General features: G+C 70.5%; 14 protein-coding genes. 1 reads left to right on the forward strand and 13 read right to left on the reverse strand.

Annotation, left to right across the window (positions count from 1 at the left end; all coding sequences use genetic code 11):
• Positions 1 to 12: 12 nt before the first annotated feature.
• From OG568_RS15705 to OG568_RS15730, 6 genes are all read right to left on the reverse strand, one after another.
• Complete coding sequence (locus OG568_RS15705; RefSeq protein WP_266430206.1) at positions 13 to 1,605, reverse strand: solute symporter family protein; 1,593 nt, start codon at positions 1,603 to 1,605, stop codon at positions 13 to 15.
• Positions 1,602 to 2,090, reverse strand: a complete 489-nt coding sequence (locus OG568_RS15710) for a DUF485 domain-containing protein (RefSeq protein WP_266586547.1) — start codon at positions 2,088 to 2,090, stop codon at positions 1,602 to 1,604. The genes OG568_RS15705 and OG568_RS15710 overlap by 4 nt, the downstream gene beginning before the upstream one ends.
• Positions 2,091 to 2,194: 104 nt before the next feature.
• A complete protein-coding gene (locus OG568_RS15715) occupies positions 2,195 to 2,884 on the reverse strand; it encodes a response regulator transcription factor (protein WP_329532031.1) in 690 nt (229 codons plus the stop codon).
• Positions 2,881 to 4,032 (reverse strand): sensor histidine kinase, encoded by a 1,152-nt coding sequence (locus tag OG568_RS15720; RefSeq protein WP_329532032.1) that lies wholly within the window; start codon positions 4,030 to 4,032, stop codon positions 2,881 to 2,883. Before OG568_RS15720 ends, OG568_RS15715 begins: the two co-directional genes overlap by 4 nt.
• The gene (locus tag OG568_RS15725) at positions 4,029 to 4,553 is read right to left on the reverse strand and encodes a DUF1453 domain-containing protein (protein ID WP_329532033.1); all 525 of its coding nucleotides are present in this window, start codon (positions 4,551 to 4,553) and stop codon (positions 4,029 to 4,031) included. Before OG568_RS15725 ends, OG568_RS15720 begins: the two co-directional genes overlap by 4 nt.
• A gap of 533 nt (positions 4,554 to 5,086) precedes the next feature.
• On the reverse strand, positions 5,087 to 7,210 hold the full coding sequence (locus tag OG568_RS15730; protein ID WP_266586539.1) for a DNA gyrase/topoisomerase IV subunit B: 2,124 nt from the start codon (positions 7,208 to 7,210) through the stop codon (positions 5,087 to 5,089).
• A gap of 440 nt (positions 7,211 to 7,650) precedes the next feature.
• On the opposite strand from OG568_RS15730, the gene OG568_RS15735 reads away from it, so the two are divergent.
• Positions 7,651 to 7,881: a DUF7455 domain-containing protein gene (locus OG568_RS15735; RefSeq protein WP_075030622.1), complete on the forward strand. Its 231-nt coding sequence runs from the start codon at positions 7,651 to 7,653 to the stop codon at positions 7,879 to 7,881.
• Positions 7,882 to 8,207: 326 nt separating this feature from the next.
• On the opposite strand, the gene OG568_RS15740 is transcribed toward OG568_RS15735, so the two are convergent.
• The 7 genes from OG568_RS15740 to OG568_RS15770 all read right to left on the reverse strand — a co-directional run bounded on the left by OG568_RS15740 (position 8,208) and on the right by OG568_RS15770 (position 19,230).
• Positions 8,208 to 9,026 (reverse strand): serine protease, encoded by an 819-nt coding sequence (locus tag OG568_RS15740; RefSeq protein WP_329532034.1) that lies wholly within the window; start codon positions 9,024 to 9,026, stop codon positions 8,208 to 8,210.
• Positions 9,027 to 9,159: 133 nt separating this feature from the next.
• Positions 9,160 to 10,695 carry an RNA polymerase sigma factor gene (locus tag OG568_RS15745; RefSeq protein WP_329532035.1) on the reverse strand — a complete coding sequence of 512 codons (1,536 nt, stop codon included), beginning with the start codon at positions 10,693 to 10,695 and terminating at the stop codon, positions 9,160 to 9,162.
• Positions 10,696 to 11,147: 452 nt separating this feature from the next.
• Positions 11,148 to 12,035 (reverse strand): FadR/GntR family transcriptional regulator, encoded by an 888-nt coding sequence (locus tag OG568_RS15750; RefSeq protein ID WP_266430231.1) that lies wholly within the window; start codon positions 12,033 to 12,035, stop codon positions 11,148 to 11,150.
• Between the two features lie 162 nt (positions 12,036 to 12,197).
• Positions 12,198 to 14,189: an ABC transporter ATP-binding protein gene (locus tag OG568_RS15755; protein ID WP_329532036.1), complete on the reverse strand. Its 1,992-nt coding sequence runs from the start codon at positions 14,187 to 14,189 to the stop codon at positions 12,198 to 12,200.
• Positions 14,190 to 14,300: 111 nt separating this feature from the next.
• Positions 14,301 to 15,059, reverse strand: coding sequence for an NUDIX hydrolase (locus OG568_RS15760; RefSeq protein ID WP_266430237.1), 759 nt, complete (start codon positions 15,057 to 15,059; stop codon positions 14,301 to 14,303).
• A gap of 131 nt (positions 15,060 to 15,190) precedes the next feature.
• A complete protein-coding gene (locus OG568_RS15765; RefSeq protein WP_329532037.1) occupies positions 15,191 to 17,326 on the reverse strand; it encodes a glycogen debranching N-terminal domain-containing protein in 2,136 nt (711 codons plus the stop codon).
• 377 nt (positions 17,327 to 17,703) lie between these two features.
• Positions 17,704 to 19,230 carry a DUF4192 domain-containing protein gene (locus OG568_RS15770; RefSeq protein ID WP_329532038.1) on the reverse strand — a complete coding sequence of 509 codons (1,527 nt, stop codon included), beginning with the start codon at positions 19,228 to 19,230 and terminating at the stop codon, positions 17,704 to 17,706.
• Between the last annotated feature and the right edge of the window lie 305 nt (positions 19,231 to 19,535).

Here is a 19,535-nt window from a genome sequence, read left to right on the forward strand (position 1 = left end):
CAGGGGGCGCCCTCAGACCGCCCCGGCACCCGTCAGCGACCGCACCTCGGTCTCCGCGTGCTTGGCCTCGTCCGGCGGCTCCGCCGACGTGACCGTGCCCAGCCAGCCCGACAGGAAACCGAGCGGAATCGACACCAGGCCGGGGTTCTGCAGCGGGAAGTACTGGAAGTCCACACCCGGGAACAGCGAGTCCGGACTCCCCGACACCACCGGCGACAGCAGGACGAGCAGCAGCGCGGGCACCAGGCCTCCGTATACGGCCCACACGGCGCCGCGGGTCGTGAAACTCCGCCAGAACAGCGAGTACAACAGCACCGGGAGGTTCGCGGACGCGGCGACCGCGAAGGCAAGGCCCACCAGGAAGGCCACATTGAGGTCGCGGGCCAGCAGCCCGAGCGCGATCGCGACCACCCCGATGCCCACCGCCGCGGTGCGTGCCACGGTGACCTCGCTGCGGGGCTTCGCATGCCGACGGCGCAGCGAGGCGTAGAGGTCGTGGGCCACGGACGCCGAGGACGCCAGGGTGATCCCGGCGACGACCGCGAGGATCGTTGCGAAGGCGATGGCCGCGACGACGGCAAAGAGAACCGTTCCTCCCGCGGAGTTCGCACCGCCGCCCAGATCAAGCGCGAGTAGCGGAACCGCCGTGTTGCCCGCCGCGTTCGACCCCCGCACCGCCTCCGGACCGACGATCGCCGCCGCGCCGAAGCCCAGCACGATCGTCATCAGGTAGAAGCCCCCGATGAGCCCGATCGACCAGACCACCGAACGCCGCGCGGCCCGCGCGGTCGGCACGGTGTAGAAACGCGACAGGATGTGCGGCAGCCCGGCCGTACCGAGCACCAGCGCGAGGCCCAGGCTGATGAAGTCGAAGCGCGCCGTCCAGTCCCCGCCGTACTTCAACCCGGGTGCGAGAAACGCGTCACCGTGCCCGCTGCGCTCCGCCGCCGAACGCAGCAACTCATTGACGTCCCCGTGGAACCGCATGAAGACAAGCACGGTCAGCACAATGGAACCGCTCAGCAACAGCACCGCTTTGACGATCTGAATCCACGTGGTGGCCCGCATCCCTCCCAGCGACACATAGATCACCATGAGCGCGCCGACGCCGATCACCGTCCAGTTCCGCGCCGCCTCGCTCGAACCTCCCAGCAGCAGCGCTACCAGGCTGCCCGCCCCCACCATCTGCGCCACCAGATACAGAACGGACACGGTCACCGAAGAGGTTCCCGCCGCGATCCGTACCGGCCGCTCACTCATCCGGGCCGCGACAACGTCGGCGAGCGTGAACCGCCCGCAGTTGCGCACCAGTTCGGCGACGAGGAACAGGACGACGAGCCACGCGACGAGAAACCCGACGACATACAGCAGCCCGTCGTAGCCGTAGAGCGCGATGAGCCCCGTGACGCCCAGGAAGGACGCCGCCGACATGTAGTCGCCCGAGATGGCAAAACCATTTTCCATGGGCGAGAACAGCCGCCCGCCGGCATAGAACTCCTCGGCCGACCCGTGCCGGTTGCGACTCACCCACGTCGTGATCCCCAGCGTCACCGCCACGAACGCGCTGAACAGCAGCAGCGCCAGCGTCTGATGGGTGCCGGTCACCGCTCACCACCTCTGACGCTCCTCGTCAGCTCCTGGGTGTCCCAGCGCAGATCGAGCGCCGCCCGGTCCCTGCGCAGCCGCGCATGCCGCGCGTACGCCCACGTGAACAGAAACGTGGTGAGGAACTGCCCGAGCCCCGCCACCATCGCCACGTTCACCGCGCCGGCGACGGGCCGGGCCATGAACCCGGGCGCCGTCGTCGCGGTCACCACATAGCCCACGTACCAGGTGAAGAACACCGCGACGCCCGGCACCACGAACCTCCGATACCGGCTGCGCACCTCCTGGAAAGCCGCGCTGCGCTGCACCTCCAGATAGACGTCGGCCGTCCCGCCCGTGCGGCCTTCGCGCTCCAGGCGTGCGGACGGCACTGCGGGAGCAGGCGCGCCCGTGCCGTCCAACTCACCCCAGCCGGAGGCGAGCGCGTCGTACCAAGGGTCATCGAACCGGGCCTCTCCGGTATCGCGACCGTCGTGCTTCTCCACCGAACTCTCCTTGTCCGCGACCCTTTTCGGCCGCGTGCCCAAGGATGGACAGATCGGGAAGATCCCGGACTCTTCTCTCCGCGCTCTTCACCCCATCAGGTGACTCATCCTGTCGGCGGCCGTACGAGACCCTTTCCGAAGGCATAACGCACCGCCTGAGCACGGTCCTTGAGGCCCGTCTTGGCGAAGAGGTTGTTGATGTGGGTCTTCACTGTCGCGGTGGAGACATGCAGCTTGCGAGCGATCTCCTGATTGGTGAGGCCCTCGGCGATCAGCAGCAGCACCTCGGTCTCCCGCGTGGTCAGCCCATCGGGCGGCTCCACGAGCGCATCGGGCTCCGGAGCCGCCGCCGGCTCCGACAGCCGCTCCAGCAGTCGCCGTTGGACGCTCGGCGAGAGTCCCGCGTCCCCGGACAGCACACTCTCCACCGCGCGCACGATCTCGTCACCGCCCGCGTCCTTGGTGAGATAGCCGCGGGCCCCCGCTCTGAGCGCGGGAAACAGCGATTCGTCGTCCGCGTACGTGGTGAGCACGACGACCTGTGTCCCCGGATGCTCGGCACGAATGCGCCGGGTCGCCTCCACACCGTCGCATCGCGGCATGCGCAGGTCCATCAGCACGACGTCCGGGGCGAGCTCGGCCACAAGTGCCACGGCCTCGTAGCCGTCCCCGGCCGCGCCCACGACCTCGATCCCCGGCAGCAGACCCAGCAGCATCACAATGCCTTCGCGCACCACGGTCTGGTCGTCCGCCACCACGACCCGAGCCGGCTTCCTGGTCTCCTCCTCCGTCATACGGGCACCCTCAGCGTCACCACGAACCCCTCCTTGTCCGGCCCGGCCTCCAACGAGCCGCCCAGCAGCTCGGCACGCTCCCGCATGCCCAGCAGACCGTACCCGGCCCCCGCGCCGCTGAGTTCGCCCGGCGGCCCTCCCGAGTCCCGTACAGCCAGCGTCACTTCTTGCTCGCCGTACTCGAGCCGAATGTGGACCTTGGCGCCCGGCGCATGCTTGCGGACGTTCGTCAGGGCTTCCTGCGCCACCCTGCGCACCGCCTGCGAGGCCTCGGCGCACAGCGGCTTCCGTTCACCCTCCACGGTGACGTCGGCACCGTCCGCTGTGGCGACCAGCTCGCTCAGGAAGTCCTCCACCGGGGACATCTCACCCCGAAGGGCGGAGAGCGCCTGCCGGGTCTCGGCGAGCCCCTCACGGGCCATCCCACGTGCCGCCACGACCCGTTCGAGGATCTGCTCCCGCTCGGCGCCCCGCTCGATCAGCAGCCGGGCCGCCTCCAGATGCACCATCTGCGCCGAGAGACTGTGCGCCAGGACGTCATGGATCTCCCTCGCGATCCTGGCCCGCTCCGCGAGCGCCGCGGACTCCGCCTCGGCCACCCGAGCCGCCCGCTCCTGAGCGAGCAGACGCTGGGCACTGCCCCGCGCCTCCGCGTCGAGGCGCAGCACGTATCCGGCCAGGGCGAGCCCGACGGCGGTGGCCGCCGTGGTCAGCCACACGTCGTTGTTCACCGCCGCGAACGCGCTCAGCGCGACGGAGGTGGCAGGCAGTGCCGCCGCGAGAGGCAGCCTCTCCAGGGCGCTGATGGCACACCCGCACCACAGGACGATGGCCGGCACCCGAAAGCCGGTGCCCACTCCCACCGTCGCGATGGCGAGCAGCAGGGCGAGCAGCGCCAGTGAGGGCAGCAGACGGTGTTCGAGCGTGGTCCGCCAGAAGGCCCATGCCGCCAGCCCGCAGACAAGAATCCCCAAGACGCCCGCCACGATCCGCCAGGCACCCAGATGGCTGCTCATGAAGGTCGTCCACAGAAGCAGGCCCAGGGCGAAGAGGCGCGAGGCCCAGGCGAGTGCGCGCCTGGGCTTGGCCACTCCCGTTCGGGACAGCGCCTCGCGGGAGGGCCAGCGCTTCCAGGCGTTCTCCGTCACACGCGCTCCTTCCACGAGCCCCGGGGCACGTCGTCACCGTACGCCGTCGCCTGCGCGACGGCCGGGGGCAGAGACTGCGAGCGCCAGGCCAGGATCCCGGAGCGGACCAGCAAAGTGGCCGCGAGGGCGAGCAGCAGGGCGGAGCTGTCCTGGTGGACGCCCAGCAGGATGCCGATGCCGAACAGTCCCATCCGCAGGGCTATGCCCAGGCCCCAGACGGCCGCGCTGGCCTTGGTGCTCTTGCTCCACAGCGAGCCGTCCGGCTCCGCCCATATCCGTGTCGTCCATCCCCACGCGGCTCCGGTGGCCAGCCCGATGAACAGCTCTGCCCCCAGCAGCAGCATCGCCTCGGCCCGATGGTGGGTGTCGATCAGGCCGGGCTCCCGCAGGGCCATCACGGCCAGGATGGCCGGCACGATCCACCAGCGCCTGTCTGTGGTGATCCTGCGCGTACGGAACTGGCGCGCGACGACCAGGACAACAACGGCGAGGATCACCAAGGCATTGACAAGCCCGGACATCACGACCTCCGTGGGCGAGGAAGAGCGGGTTCCGACAGCGAGCGCTGTCGACGCCTTCGACGCTACGGAAATCGGCAGCCCACCAGATCGGAGCCAGGGTGGATCGTGGGTGGATCCGCACCCGCCCCACCCCTCCACCCACGGGTGGAGCCCCCTCGCGGCCCGCTCCCCACCGACCCCGTTTCTCGCCCCCGCCGCCCCTACCCGTCCCATCCCCAGGGGCTCCGCCCCTCCGACCCCACTGGGGGCTGCCGCCCCCAGACCCCCGCATCGGCCTGAACGGCCTCGTCCTCGAACGCCGGACAGGCTGAAGATGCGCGCCAGCCCCCACCCACCCGCGGCCTCGATGCGACGCAAGGGGCCGTGGCGGTGCGTCGCAAGCCCGCCGCTTACGTTCGGATCGAGCAGCGGCTTCCTTGCCCGGCCCACGTCTGATCCAGCCGCGACGGGCTCGACGCACATCCACGGCCCCGACCCACCACCGGCCGGCACCGGGCACAGGCCCCGGCACCGGCCCCCCGCCGACGCAGCGCCTACGCGTCGATGCGCGACCGATCCAGCGTCGCCGCAGAGCTGGAGATGAACTCCTTGCGAGGAGCCACGTCGTTCCCCATCAGCAGATCAAACACCTGCTCGGACGCCTCCAGGTCGGAGATGTTGATCCGCCGCAGCGTCCGGTACCGCGGGTCCATCGTCGTCTCGGCCAGCTGATCGGCATCCATCTCGCCGAGACCCTTGTAACGCTGGATCGAGTCCTTGTAGCGCACGTTCTTGCGCTGCAGTTCCAGCAGCGTCTCGCGCAGCTCACGGTCCGAGTACGTGTAGACGTACTTGTCCTGGCCCTTCTTGGGCTGGCTCAGCTCGATACGGTGCAGCGGCGGCACCGCGGCGAACACCCGCCCCGCCTCGACCATCGGCCGCATGTACCGCTGGAACAGCGTCAGCAGCAGAATCCGGATGTGCGCGCCGTCGACGTCGGCGTCGACGAGCAGGATGATCTTCCCGTACCGCGCCGCGTCGATGTCGAACGTCCGCCCGGACCCGGCCCCTATGACCTGGATGATCGCGCCGCACTCGGCGTTCTTGAGCATGTCCGTGACGGACGCCTTCTGGACGTTGAGGATCTTGCCGCGGATCGGCAGCAGCGCCTGGAACTCGGAGTTCCGGGCCAGCTTGGCGGTACCGAGCGCGGAGTCTCCCTCGACGATGAAGAGCTCGCTGCGCTCGACGTCGTCGCTGCGGCAGTCCGCGAGCTTGGCGGGCAGTGAGGAGGACTCGAGGGCGGTCTTCCGACGCTGCGCGTCCTTGTGCTGGCGGGCCGCGATCCGCGTACGCGCGGCGGCGACGGCCTTCTCCATCACGACCCGGGCCTGGGCGGCCGCGTCCCGCTTCGTGGTGGTCAGGAAGGCCTTGAGTTCGTTGGAGACCACGTTCGTCACGATCCGGCGCGCCGCCGAGGTGCCGAGGACCTCCTTCGTCTGACCCTCGAACTGCGGCTCCGCGAGGCGCACGGTGACGACGGCGGTCAGGCCTTCCAGGGCGTCGTCCTTGACGATGTCGTCCTCGGCGACCCGCAGCAGCTTCTTGGCCCGCAGCACTTCGTTCATCGTCTTGGCGACGGCCTGCTCGAAGCCGGCGACGTGGGTGCCGCCCTTGGGCGTGGCGATGATGTTCACGAACGACTTGAGGTTCGTGTCGTAGCCGGTGCCCCAACGCAGCGCCACGTCGACACCGAGCTCACGGGTGACCTCGGTGGGCGTCATCTGTCCGTGCTCGTCGAGGACCGGGACGGTCTCCTTGAAGGTGCCCTGCCCGGAGAAGCGCAGGACGTCACAGACGGGCTTGTCGGTGGCCAGGTACTCACAGAACTCGCTGATGCCGCCGTCGAAGCGGAAGGACTCCTCGCCCTTGCTGCCGCCCTCGCCCAGCCCGTACTCGTCGCGGACGACGATGGTCAGGCCGGGCACCAGGAAGGCCGTCTGACGGGCGCGCTGGTGCAGGTGCTCCAGGGATAGCTTGGCGTCCTTGAGGAAGATCTGGCGGTCGGCCCAGTAGCGCACGCGCGTTCCGGTGCGGGTCTTGGGGATCCGCTTCAGCTTGCGCAGCCCGCTCGTCGCGTCGAAGGCGGCGTCGGGGCCGTCCGCCTTGAACGCTCCGGGGGTGCCGCGCCGGAAGCTCACCTCATGGGTGTGACCACCGCGGTCCACCTCGACGTCCAGACGGGCGGAGAGCGCGTTGACCACGGAGGCACCCACGCCGTGCAGACCGCCGGAGGCCGCGTACGAGCCGCCTCCGAACTTGCCGCCGGCGTGCAGCTTGGTCATCACGACCTCGACGCCGGACAGGCCGGTCTTGGGCTCCACGTCGACCGGGATGCCGCGGCCGTTGTCCCGCACCTCCACCGAGGCGTCGTCGTGCAGGATCACCTCGATGTGGTCACAGTAGCCCCCGAGGGCCTCGTCCACGGAGTTGTCGATGATCTCCCACAGGCAGTGCATCAGACCGCGGCTGTCGGTCGAGCCGATGTACATGCCGGGGCGCTTGCGCACGGCCTCGAGCCCCTCGAGGACGAGCAGGTGCCGCGCGGTGTAGTTGGAACCGTCCCGGTCTGCTCCGGTCAGCAACGCTGTGGACGGCACGGACGTGTCGGCGGTCACGCGGTTCGCTCCTCGCTGAATTTCAGATGGGACCCTTTTGGGTAAGGGGCCGGCTTCGGTCGCCGCTCAGAGGGTACCGAGGCCTGGTAGAGCCGTTGTAACGCCACCCTCGCATGAACTCAGACTAGTCCAGGCTCGTATGAGTGTTCGATCCCTCGATTGAGTGAAGTACATATCACGTTCCCTTCCAGGCATGAACCATTTAGGCTCCGGGCACGTCCTCATGAACAACCGGCAAGCCAGCCGGGGAGGACCGACCCTGACAGACAGCGCGAACCCGTAAGACACAAAGACACGTAATACGGCCCATTCGCCGCCACCCGGCAGCAGACAGCCGCCCCGGAAGAATTTTTCGAGGAAAAGCCACGAGCGGGAACGTTTTCGGCCTGGTTGGATGTTGACCCTGGTACGACAGCTCGTCGAGCTAGAGAAGAGGCGACGTGACTACTGTTCTGACCCCCGCGAGCCCCCTGACGGCCGCTGACCGCTGCGACCGTTGCGGCGCCCAGGCATATCTGCGCGTCGTCCTCCTCAGCGGCGGTGAGCTGCTCTTCTGCGCCCACCACGGGCGTAAGTTCGAGCCGGAACTCAAGAAGATCGCCGCTGAGATACAGGACGAGACCGAGCGACTCACGTCGGTCCCGGCAACGTCCAACGACGAAGAGCGCTGACACTTCGCGTCAACGACGACGAGCCAGCCCCGGCACAGGCCGGTGTACGGGCGGCAACCCCTGCTACTTGGGGTGGCCGCCCGTATGCGTAACGCTTTCCGGCGGTGCGCTGCACCACCGTCCAGAACGCATCCACACGGCCCCGTGCGGTTGCGAATCGCGTCGCTGCGTGCAGTTCCATGCGCTACCGGTTCGTACCGTTGGCGCGGAAGTCCACGCGCCGTCGGCTCGTGCCGCTCCGCACACCCTCCACGCACCACCGGTTCACACCACTCCCCGGCGCCCCGCGGTCCGCTGCGTTCCGTATCACTTCCGCCCGGGTGCCCTCAGCGGTTCGAGCCGAGCCTTCTGACGACCTCGGAGACCCGCGTGTAGACCCCGGGGCTTCCCGCCTGCCCGCAGCCGCTACCCCACGACACAAGGCCGATCAGCCGCCCCTGGGCGACGAGCGGGCCACCGCTGTCCCCCTGGCAGGCATCCCGCCCTCCCGCGACCTCCCCGGCGCACACCATGGAAGCCGCTCGATAGGTTCCGTCCTCGCTCCCCGGGTACGCCCGCTCACAGTCGGAGTCGGGCAGCACTTTCACGCTCGCGGACCGCAGACTGAGCATGTAATTGCCAGTGCCGGTCGTATCGCCCCAGCCGTAGATCTCGGCGGTCGTACCGGGCGTGTACGCGGGATCCCCCGAGGGGGCCATACGGATGACCGAACTCTGGGGCAGCGGGGAGGCGAGGGTGAGCACGGCGAAATCCCCGGCGTTCGTGACGGCGTCGTACTGCGGATTGACCCAGGTGTCGCGGACCAGGATCTCCTTGCCCTTGCCGGACAGCAGGTCGGTACGGTCCGCGATGACCTTCAGGTCGCGGATCTGCTGCGGCGGCGCACCCAGCACGACCGAACTCAGGCAGTGGGCCGCGGTCAGTACGCGCGACGGGCCGATCACCACGCCGCCGCAGAACTGCCCGGCTCGCGTACCCCCGAACCGGTCACGACTGGACAGTGCCACCGTCCACGGACTCTGAGCGATGTCGACCGGATGGCCCCCGATGATGATGTCGTCGGTCGCGGCCGGGGCGGGGGACGCCAGCGGTATGAGGGCCGCGGCGGCCGCTAGGGCCAGTACTGGGGCGAAAGGGCGGCGCATGCGCGCTCCTCACTCTGAGACGGCTATGGAACACCCAGAGTGATCCAGCAGGCGGCGACGCGCACGCCATGCAAGCGCCGAGGGCCCGGCTCCCCATCGGGAGTCGGGCCCTCGGTGACGGTACGACCGAGACCTAGTCGAGGTAGTCGCGCAGCACCTGCGAGCGCGACGGGTGACGCAGCTTCGACATCGTCTTGGACTCGATCTGACGGATCCGCTCACGCGTGACGCCGTACACCTTGCCGATCTCGTCGAGGGTCTTCGGCTGACCGTCGGTGAGACCGAAACGCATGGAGACGACGCCCGCCTCGCGCTCGGACAGGGTGTCGAGGACGGAGTGCAGCTGCTCCTGGAGGAGCGTGAAGCTGACCGCGTCGGCCGGGACGACGGCCTCGGAGTCCTCGATGAGGTCACCGAACTCGCTGTCACCGTCCTCGCCCAGCGGGGTGTGCAGCGAGATGGGCTCGCGGCCGTACTTCTGGACCTCGATGACCTTCTCCGGGGTCATGTCGAGTTCCTTGGCCAGCTCCTCCGGGGTGGGCTCGCGGCCCAGGTCCTGGAGCATCTGGCGCTGCACGCGCGCGAGCTTGTTGATGACCTCGACCATGTGCACCGGGATACGGATGGTGCGGGCCTGGTCGGCCATGGCGCGGGTGATCGCCTGACGGATCCACCAGGTGGCGTACGTGGAGAACTTGTAGCCCTTGGTGTAGTCGAACTTCTCCACCGCGCGGATCAGACCGAGGTTGCCCTCCTGGATGAGGTCCAGGAAGAGCATGCCGCGGCCCGTGTAGCGCTTGGCCAGGGAGACCACCAGACGGAGGTTGGCCTCCAGGAGGTGGTTCTTGGCGCGGCGGCCGTCCTCGGCGATGATCTCCAGCTCACGCTTGAGCTTCGGGGCAAGCTTGTCGGCGTTGGCCAGCTTGTCCTCGGCGAAGAGGCCCGCCTCGATGCGCTTGGCGAGCTCGACCTCCTGCTCGGCGTTGAGCAGGGGGACCTTGCCGATCTGCTTGAGATAGTCCTTGACCGGGTCGGCGGTGGCGCCGGCCGCGGCGACCTGCTGCGCGGGCGCGTCGTCCTCGTCCTCGTCGGACAGCACGAAGCCCTGGGCGCCGTCCTCGGCGGGCTCCTCGGCACCGGGCTTGCCCGGCGTCTCCTCGACCGCCTCGTCGTCGATCAGCTCGACGTCGTCCTTCTTGGCAGTGGTCTTCTTCGCGACGGCCTTCTTGGCGACCGTCTTCTTCGCGACGGCCTTCTTGGCGACCGTCTTCTTGGCAGCGACCTTCCTGGCGGACGCGTCCTCAGCCGGGTCGTCGCCCATAGGCACTGCCGGGGCGGCGGTGGCGGTGGCCTTCTTGGTGGTCACCGTCTTTGCCGCGACCGTCTTGGTGGCGGTGCGCTTGGCCGGACTCTTCGCTGCGACGCTCTTTCGGGTGCGCTTGGGCTCCGCGGCACTGACCATCAGCGTCACACCCTCTTCCTCGAGGATCTGGTTGAGGCTGCGCAGTACGTTCTTCCACTGAGTGGCCGGAATCTGGTCAGCTTCGAAGGCCCGACGCACGTCATCGCCGGCGATCTGCCCCTCAGCCTTTCCCCGCTCGATGAGCGCCATGACAGAGACGGACTCGGCGATCTCCGGCGGGAGCGTACGGGATGTGCTGGCCGACACGAACAACCTCTCGGAACGTTGGAAAACGGCTTCCGGCCCCGTCCACTGCGGACAGGAGCCGACGACCGCCGACTGGGGATGGGTCGACGGCGCGGGTAGGGGCCGGGAAGATGCACAGCGCCGTAAACGGCGTCCGTATTCCCTCCTCGGCTGTCACCTCTTAGGTCATCGCGCAGTTCCGAAGAGCGTTACGCCCAATCTGCGTGGCCCGAGTCACACCCCGTAAGCGCCCAAAAGCGGCCAGACACGGTCAGATGAGGTCAGTCGATGGACTCATCACCTCAAACCGATGGGTTCATCACCTCAACCGATGGCTTGATCACCTTCATCGCATCGCCGGATCCCGCCGGACCCCGGAAGGATCCGACGGGGTTCGGCGGGAGATGGTTCACAGACCAAGCGATGCCACGAGAGGGCCCACACCCCCCGACCGCGCCGCCCTCGGGGCGCGATCAGTGCTCGCGCGGCGCGGGCACCACGCGCTCCACCTCGGGGTGCACGGCGAGCAACTGCCGCATGGCCGCCTCGGCCGCCGCGCCGTCGGCCGCGGCCAGGGCGTCGACGATCCGACCGTGGTGCGTCAGGGAGGTCTCGTTCGGCCGGTCGCAGCCGGTGACAGGGCCACCGGAGACCTGGAGCGCGGCCGAGACGATCCCGGAAAGGTGCTCCAGCATGCGATTGCCCGCGACCTGGATGAGCAGCGAGTGGAACTCCGCGTCAGCTCGCGAGAAGGTGAGCGAGTCACCCTGCGCCATGGCATGGCCCATGATCTCGACCATGTCGCCGAGACGCTGCTGGACCTCCTCACGTCCGTGCCCGGCGGCCAGACGCGCGGCGAGCGGCTCGATCGTCCAGCGCAGCTCGCTCAGCTCGCGCCGCTGGTCGTCGCGCTGCGGCCCGAACGCCCGCCATTCGATGATGTCCGGGTCGAGGAGATTCCAGTCACTGACGGGGCGCACGCGCGTGCCGACGTTGGGGCGGGCACTGACCAGCCCCTTCGCCTCCAGGACGCGGAGCGACTCACGGACGACGGTACGGGAGACCTCGAACCGCTGCCCGATCTCCTCGGGGACGAGCGGACGGTCCGCGCCCAGGTCGCCGGAGACGATCATCTGACCCAGCTGCTGAACGAGTTGGCCGTGCAGTCCGCGTCCGCGGCTGCCCGCGGCGCGCCGGCCGACGCGACCGAGTTCCTGGTCCGCGCCCTCCCACGCGGAAGCGCCGACGCGTTCGGCACCAGGGCCCTCGGCGTAGGGGTAGCGGTCGAGTCCGCCCGGGCCGGCCAGGCCGGAGTCTGAGGAGCGGGCGGCGGTCATCATGGTGTGCGCAAGGGTACTCACGGATCATTTGTCGGCGCTGTCTCCAACTCCCTTGAGGTCTTTGGTGAAAAGCACACGAAAGGGTGATCGCTCACCGCGTCGCAATTGACGCCTTATCGGAAAGAAATGAGCGTTCTCCGGGGAGTTGTGCGCACGGTGGAACCGGAAGGTTAAGGCCGGTCGTCATCGCACCCTGCTGCGCAGGGTCGTGAGCAGATATGCGCAGAGCAGAGCGGTCAGCGACAACGTCAGTGCACCGCCCACGGGTTGGGCCACAAGGCGCGCCCCGGCCGCGAGATAGCGCTCTCCCCCGAACGGCCACTGCATCAGCAAGAGCTCGCGCAGCCGCTCGGGAAACCCGGCCGCCGTCCGCACGGACGGTCCCGCCAAGGTCTTTTGTACGAGCGGTACGACCACGACCGGAACGGCGAGAACAGCCGCGAGCCCGGCGGTGGTGGACCGGAAGATGCCCGCTGCCAGCACCCCCGCCCAGGCGCAGCCCACCGTGAGGCCGATCCAACTCGCACTCAGCGACAGCCACTCCGCGGGAATCACCGCGAGCTCCCGTCCGTAGACGAGATAGAGCATTTCGAGGTCGCAGCCCACCGCGAGGACGGCCAGCGCCAGCGCGGTGACGGAGGCGACGAGGAGTTTGGCGGCGAGCAGTCCCAGGCGGCGGGGGACAGTGCCGCGGTCCGCGGCCAGGGCGGGGTGGCGGAACTCCTCGCCGGAGGCGAGCGCCCCGAGCAGCCCCGCCCCGAGCGCGGCGGGCGGCAGGGGACATTCCCGCGGCCAGGCGGCCAGAAGTCGCGGTTGGGGTGTGTGACCGATTCTGGCCAGGAGTACGGACAGCAGGGCAGAGGCGACCAGCACGAGGACCGCGGTGAGGTAGCCGGTGCCCACACCGGTGGCGCGCCGCAGTTCGTAGCGCAGCGGACGCAGCGGGCTCGGCGCCTGGCGTACGGCGATGAGGGGCGGAAGCTGGGGCACGTCCCGCGCGCCCAGCGAAGTGACCGGGCCGGTCCGCGACCCGGCCGGGCCCGGCCCGTCGGCCGCGTGCGCACCGGTCGCGGAAACGGCACCAGCGGTTTCGTCGGTCGCCGATTCATCGATCGCCGATTCATCGATCGCCGATTCATCGATCGCGGACCCATCGGTCGCGGACCCATCGGTCGCCGAGCCGTCGGTCGCCGACTCGTCGGTCGCGGAGGCGTCAGTCGTGGGGACGGTGACTGTGGGGGCGGAGGTCATGGGGCCGACGGTCGCGGGAGCGAGTCCCTCGGCAAGGAGCGCTGCCTGTGGCCCCATGTCACCTGTCTCGTCGGCGAGTTGGTGTACGAGGATGCCGTGCCGGAAGGCTGTCTCGCCGATGTCGGCACAGGTGCTGCCGTACACCGAGAGCCGGTTGCCTTCCTCGCGCACGACCTCGACGGAACGCTGTGCGGCACGGGCCTCCTTGGCCAGCAGGGCGCCGAGGCGGACGGCGTGCGGACTGCGGACGGCGACCCGGGGACGGAGCCGGGTGCGGGCGAAGTCCGCGGCCTCCTGATCGGCGACGAGTCGGCCTCCGTCCAGCGTGATGACCCGGTCGGCCGTCCGAGCGGCCTCCTTGGGGTCGTCCGTGCTGAACAGCACCGTGCCTCCATGGGCCGCGTGCGCGCGCAGAATCCCGTGCAGCCGGCGGCCTTCGCCGAGGGAGAGGCCGTCGGCGGGACCGTCGAGGACGAGGGTGCGCGGATCGGACAGCAGCGCACAGGCCAGGCCGAGACGGCGGTCCATGCTGTGCGACAGGGTGCCCAGACGTTCGTCGCGCAGGCTCACGAGCCCGACGGCTTCGATCACTTCGTCGACGCGCCGAAGCGGCACACCGACGGCGGCGCACAACATGCCGAGCTGACCGCGGACCGTACGCGCGGGATGGCCCGGCACCTGTCCCAGGAGCACACCGACCTCACGCGAGGGATGCGCGATCCGGTGCAGCGGACGACCGCTGAAGTAGGTGATTCCACGGCCCCCCTGGAGTTCGAGCATGAGCCTCAGCGCCGTCGTCTTGCCCGCGCCCGGGGCTCCGAGGAGCGCTGTGACACGGCCCGAGCGCGCCTCGAAGGACACGTCGTCGACGGCGGGGGGAAGCTCCTTGCGGGGGTTGCTGGTCAATCCGATGGCCTGGATCACTCACAGCAAGATAGCGCGACATTCACGATTTTTCGGGCATCTTACGGATCGTTCGAGTCGGCTCTCACCCCTCTTCCGGGGCGACGCACCCCGTGGGTGGACCCGCCCCCGTCAGACCTCGGGGCGCAGCATGGGCGGATTGAGCAACGTGGCACCGCCGGCGCGGAACAGCTGTGCGGGTCGCCCGCCCTGGCGCGTCGTCGTGCCGCCCGTGGGCACGAGGAAGCCCGGTGTGCCCGTCACCTTGCGGTGGAAGTTGCGCGGGTCGAGTGCCACTCCCCACACGGCCTCGTACACACGGCGCAGCTCGCCGACGGTGAACTCGGTCGGGCAGAAGGCGGTGGCCAACGACGAGTACTCGATCTTGGAGCGGGCGCGTTCCACCCCGTCCGAGAGGATCTGGGCGTGGTCGAAGGCGAGGGGCGCCGCCTGCTCGCCGTCGCGGCCGTACCCGCCCTGCTGCAGCAACTCCTCCACGGGCGCCCAGCGCGCGCTGTTGGCGTCGCCTCCGGCCCTGGGAGCCGGCAGATCGGGGGCCAGCGCGAGATGGGCGACGCTGACCACCCTCATCCGCGGGTCGCGCTTGGGGTCGCCATAGGTCGCCAGCTGTTCCAGGTGCGCGCCGTTGTCCTGCGCCGGGGCCGACGGGTCATGGGCGCGCAGCCCGGTCTCCTCGACCAGCTCGCGGGCAGCCGCCTGCGCCAAATCCTCGTCGGGCCGTACGAAGCCGCCCGGGAGTGCCCATCGTCCCTGGAAAGGCTGTTCACCCCTCCGTACCGCCAGCGCACACAGCGCATGGCGACGCACGGTCAGCACGACCAGGTCCACGGTCACGGCAAAGGGCGGAAAGGCCGACGGGTCGTAGGGCATGCCGCGATCATAGTCGTCTGCCTGACGATAAACACGCCCTTCGTCAGTCGCTTCCACTGATGATCCACTTACGTCCTGTTCAGGTCCCACCGGCCGCTGCCGGTCGCCGTCCGAGGACGCGTCGCGCAAGGTCACACTCCCAACTGCAGCCCGTCGGCCGCCTCCTCCACCATGGCGAGACCGAGCCTGCTGACACGTACGGAGAAGGGGGCCCCCGCGATCCGCAGTCCCGTCAGTCCGATCTCGCCCAGCGGCGCGCTGCTGACCGGACGCAGCGTCACCGTCCGGGCCGAGGCGTCGGGGCGGATGCCCGCGAGGGAGGTCAGGAGCAGAACCCCGGCGGCCGCCGCCGTGGCCGCCGGCCGACACGCGGCGGGATGTGGGAGCGGGGCGCCGCCTTCCGTACGCCGCTCGCCCGCGTACATCTCGGGCAGCCGGTACCCGAAGGTCTCGGCCGCTGCCAGCAGCCCCCGTAGCAGAGTGCTCGCCTCCTTCTCGTGGCCGGCGGCGACCAGACCGGTGACGGCGATCGCGGTCTCGTGGACGCGTACGGCGCCGCCCCGGTGGCCGAAGGGGTTGTACGCCGCCTCCTTGGCACCCAGGCTGCGCAGCCCCCAGCCCGAGTCCATGGCAGGGCCGCCGAGCAGCCGCGCCAGCTGCTCGGTCTGCGCCTTGTCGAGCAGGCCGGGGGCCAACGCGCCGGAACCCAGCAGTCCGGTGTCGAGGAGGTGGACGGTGCTCGCGCCGAGGTGCGGCACGAGGCGCCCGTCCGGGGCTCGGGCGGCCGCCGGTCTACCGCCTCCCCGGTCCTCGGCCCAGAAGTCCCCGCGGAACGCGGTCCGCAGCTCCTGGGCCCACTGCAGCAGTCCCTCGCCACCCGGCCGTCCGTACGCGTCGAGCAGTTCGGCGCCCAGCAGCGCCGCCCGGTGGGCATGGGCCTGCGTCTCGCAGCGGAACGGGCCGCCGGGGTGCGGATCGGGCAGATAGGTGCCGTCGCCGACGGTGGTCCGCAGCCATGCGAGGCACCGCTCGGCCGCGGGCAGCAGTTGTTCGGTCTCCGGCTCCGAAAGTCCCCAGCGCCGGGCCTCCGCGAGCAGTACGGGGAACAGCAGGGTCGCTTCGGTAGCCGTGCATCCCGGAGGCAGGTGCGGGCCCGCGTCTCGGCGCGGGCCCGGGATCAGCCCGGACTGGGCTCCCGGGCCCGCGATCTGGGTGCGGGCGAGGGTCCGCAGCGTGCCCGCGGCGAGCCGGGTGCCGAGCGGCAGCGTCATCCGGGCCGCGACCAGTGCCTCGGCCGGCGCCAGGCCGCAGCGCCACGGCGCCCCGGCCGCGAGGTGCGTGTCCGCCGGGTGGGCGGCATCGCGCAGCAGCAGCGCCTGGAGATCCTCGACGCAGGTGTTCAGGAGCGCCTGGACCCTGGGGTCGTCGCCCGTGGCCCGCGCGGGGGAGAGCGGGCTCGTGGCGGCGCGGCCCACGGATCTGGACGGTCCCGCACCGCCCGGTCGTACCCTCAGCTCCACACTTCGGGTACCGCCGGGTGGCAGTTCGAGCTCCCAGCGGAGCAGTCCCGCGGAGGCCAGGGCGTCGGCGGGATGTGGGTCGGCGGTGACGATCGAGCTCCCGGTGGCACAGGACCATCGCAGGCCCGAGTCGTGGACGCTGGCGGGCAGTTCGGGCCCGGCTCGGCCCGAGGCGACAGAGCCGAGCTCCGCGAGATCCGTGCCCAGCGCGACCTCCACGGGCAGGCGCAGGGCACGGGGAGACGCACTGCGCAGGGTGATCAGCTCCGTGCCGTCCGCGTCACGCGTCCGTTCCACGACCACGTCCGGATCTGGGCCACCGTCGGCGGAGGAACGCACCGTCCCCACGAAGTGGGCTCGGTCGGCGGTGACCATCCGGGCATGTACGGCGAGGGGTTCGCGACCCGCCACCCGCACCTGGCAGCGGGACAGCATCCGGCGGCCCGCGCGGTAGACCCCCTCCAGCCCGCGGCCGGTCAGCTGCCCCTGGTCCGTGGAGATCGTCAGTCCTGGCAGGGCGACGCAGATCAGAGCGGTGTGCACCGGTGGCAGGTCCGTGGTCCGGCGCGGCCCGGGAAGCGGGGCTTGACGCGTCGCCGGACCGGCCGGCCCCGCGAAGGGGCTCAAGGCGCTCTCGACACCTGCGAACGGGGCCCGGGGACCGGCGCGACGCGGGAAGGACTGCGCGGGCCCGCGCACCGGCGGGAGGGTGCCGTCGGGATCGGAGGGCGGGATGGACAGGGGCATGCGGCTTCCTCGGTCAGTGCGCCTGGGGCGCGCTCGGCGCCGGGTTGGGGGCTCCGGAGGGGCGAGGGCGTTCGGCGGCGCGGCCCGGCCACGGGTACCGCCACACAGGCGAACGGAACGGCACTGTCCAGGGTCACGCCCTGGGCCGCGCATGCCGACCGAATGGCGGTGGGACGGTCGGTAGGGCACGCCACGGACGGCTGGTACCGGTTCGGTGGGTGCCGAGGGGTCGGCCTTGGGGATCGCGCGCGCCCGCCGTCCGCCCATGCCGCGCGGGCGGGCGCGTGGCGCCGCGTCGAGTGGAGTGACATCCGGTGCCCAGGGCACCTCATGTGTCACCCGACCCGACCGTCGTCGATCCGCCCCGCTCCGCACGCTCACGTCTCCTCCCCCGCGACCCGCCGACCGCCCTTGCGGCGGGCCCGTGCCCGCTCGCCCGCCGCCTCGGGCGCGCGGCCCGGTCCCTCCCCGCCGGGCGCGGCCTCATCGGTGGGTCGACGCCGGGCGAGGCCGGCCGCCCCGGGGTGACGCCCACTTCCGCGCGATCCCCCGATCCCCGCCGTGCGTGCCCTGCGACGGCGACGGTTCGGGGTGCCCTCCGGCTCGGCGGCATCGCGCGGCACCGAACGATCAGGAACCGATGGCTGTTCCGCTGCCGCTCCCGTCCGGCCGGTGCGCTCCGCGCGCAGACAGCGGCGGATCGACTCCGGGTTGAGGCCTTCGTTGCACGCCTGGTGCAGAAGGCGGGCGAAGAGGTAGTCGGGATCGGCGCCGAGTGCCATGGCCAGGGCTTCGCGGGCCTCCAGTTCGTCACCGGTCGACCAGGCGACCCATCCGGCGAGGGTGAGGGGTGCCGCCGCGTGCTCGCCGTAGGGGCCGACGCAGCGGCGGGCCAGTGCCCGCCAGAGGCGCAGGGCCGGGCCGGCCTCGTCGCCCTCCATCCACTCGGCGGCGCGGTCACGCGTCGTGCGGTCCTGAAGTCCGAGGATCAGGTCGGCGGCCTCGTCGTGCTCCAGGAGACCGTCGTCGCGGAGGTCGGCCGGGCGTGTGCCGGACACGGGTGGGGCATCGGCGAACCGCTTCCTGATCTGCCGGGCCAGTCCGATGGTCTCCTCGGCCACCTCAGCGCGGCCCTCGGCGTCGAGGATCCTGGGAACCAGGGCCATGCTCGCCATGTCGAGCGCGGCCTGCTGCTCATCTGCGGCCGCGCCTTCCCAGGGAATGAACCGAGCGGTGAATTCCCTCAGCGATCCGCGCACTTGGAGGCCGGCGTAGGTCGCTGCGGCGGCAAGGACGGACGTACCGGGCAGTCCCATCGACTGCCCCTCGGACGAACAACACCCCTGGCCGGGGCAGCAGTACGACCAGAAACGGCCGTCGGAGATGCACAGGGCTTCGACGACGGGGACGCCGAGGCGACCGCAGGCCGTGCGCAGCAACTGCGCGAGCGGCCGCAGACGTTCCATGACGTCCCGTCCCGACTCCGCGGGCCCCGGCTCCTGGCAGAGGTAGGCGACCATGCTCTCGGGCCGGGCACCCCTGCGCTCGCTTCCCTTCACCAGTCCTTGCGCCAGCTGATCGGCCACGGACGGCCAGTCGTCCGCGTGGGCGGGGATGCCGAGCCGAGCCCGCCCGCCGAAGCGACCTCGCCTCTCCCCGTCATGCAGGGCGACCAGCACGATGCTGTCCTCGGGCCGGTATCCGAGCAGGTACGGAAGCGCGTCGGCCAGTTCGGCCGGTGTACGCAGGGTCACCTGGTGTTCCCCGGGCAGGTCGTGCCCCGCGTGCTCACCCCGTCCCCCGCGCCCACTCGGCGCACGGCCCACGCCGCCTTCCCCGTGCCGACCGCGCCCGCTGATGTCACTGTCGCCGGACATGCCGGCCGCTTCGCTGTGATTCGTCATGCCGTGACCATCCCGCGGATCTCGAAATTCCGCTTCGGCCTGTGGATAACCGTGGCCATGGCCACGACACGACTTGTCCACAACCCGGCGACCTCGTTCGCGCGATGTCCGCCCCATCGGGTTACATGGAGCCCTCGACCCTGCCGTTCAGCGTGCGACCGCCCAGTCGAGCACCTACGCGAGAGCCGGTCCGCCGCCGGGTGCGTCAGGTACGGGGTCGCCGCCGCGTCGGGGACGGGGCGGGCGAGCGCCGACGGGCGGTCGTCCGACCCGATCCGCGGGCGCTCGCCGTGCCTTCACGCTGT

The sequence above is a fragment of the Streptomyces sp. NBC_01450 genome (assembly GCF_036227505.1).
Classification (GTDB): domain Bacteria; phylum Actinomycetota; class Actinomycetes; order Streptomycetales; family Streptomycetaceae; genus Streptomyces.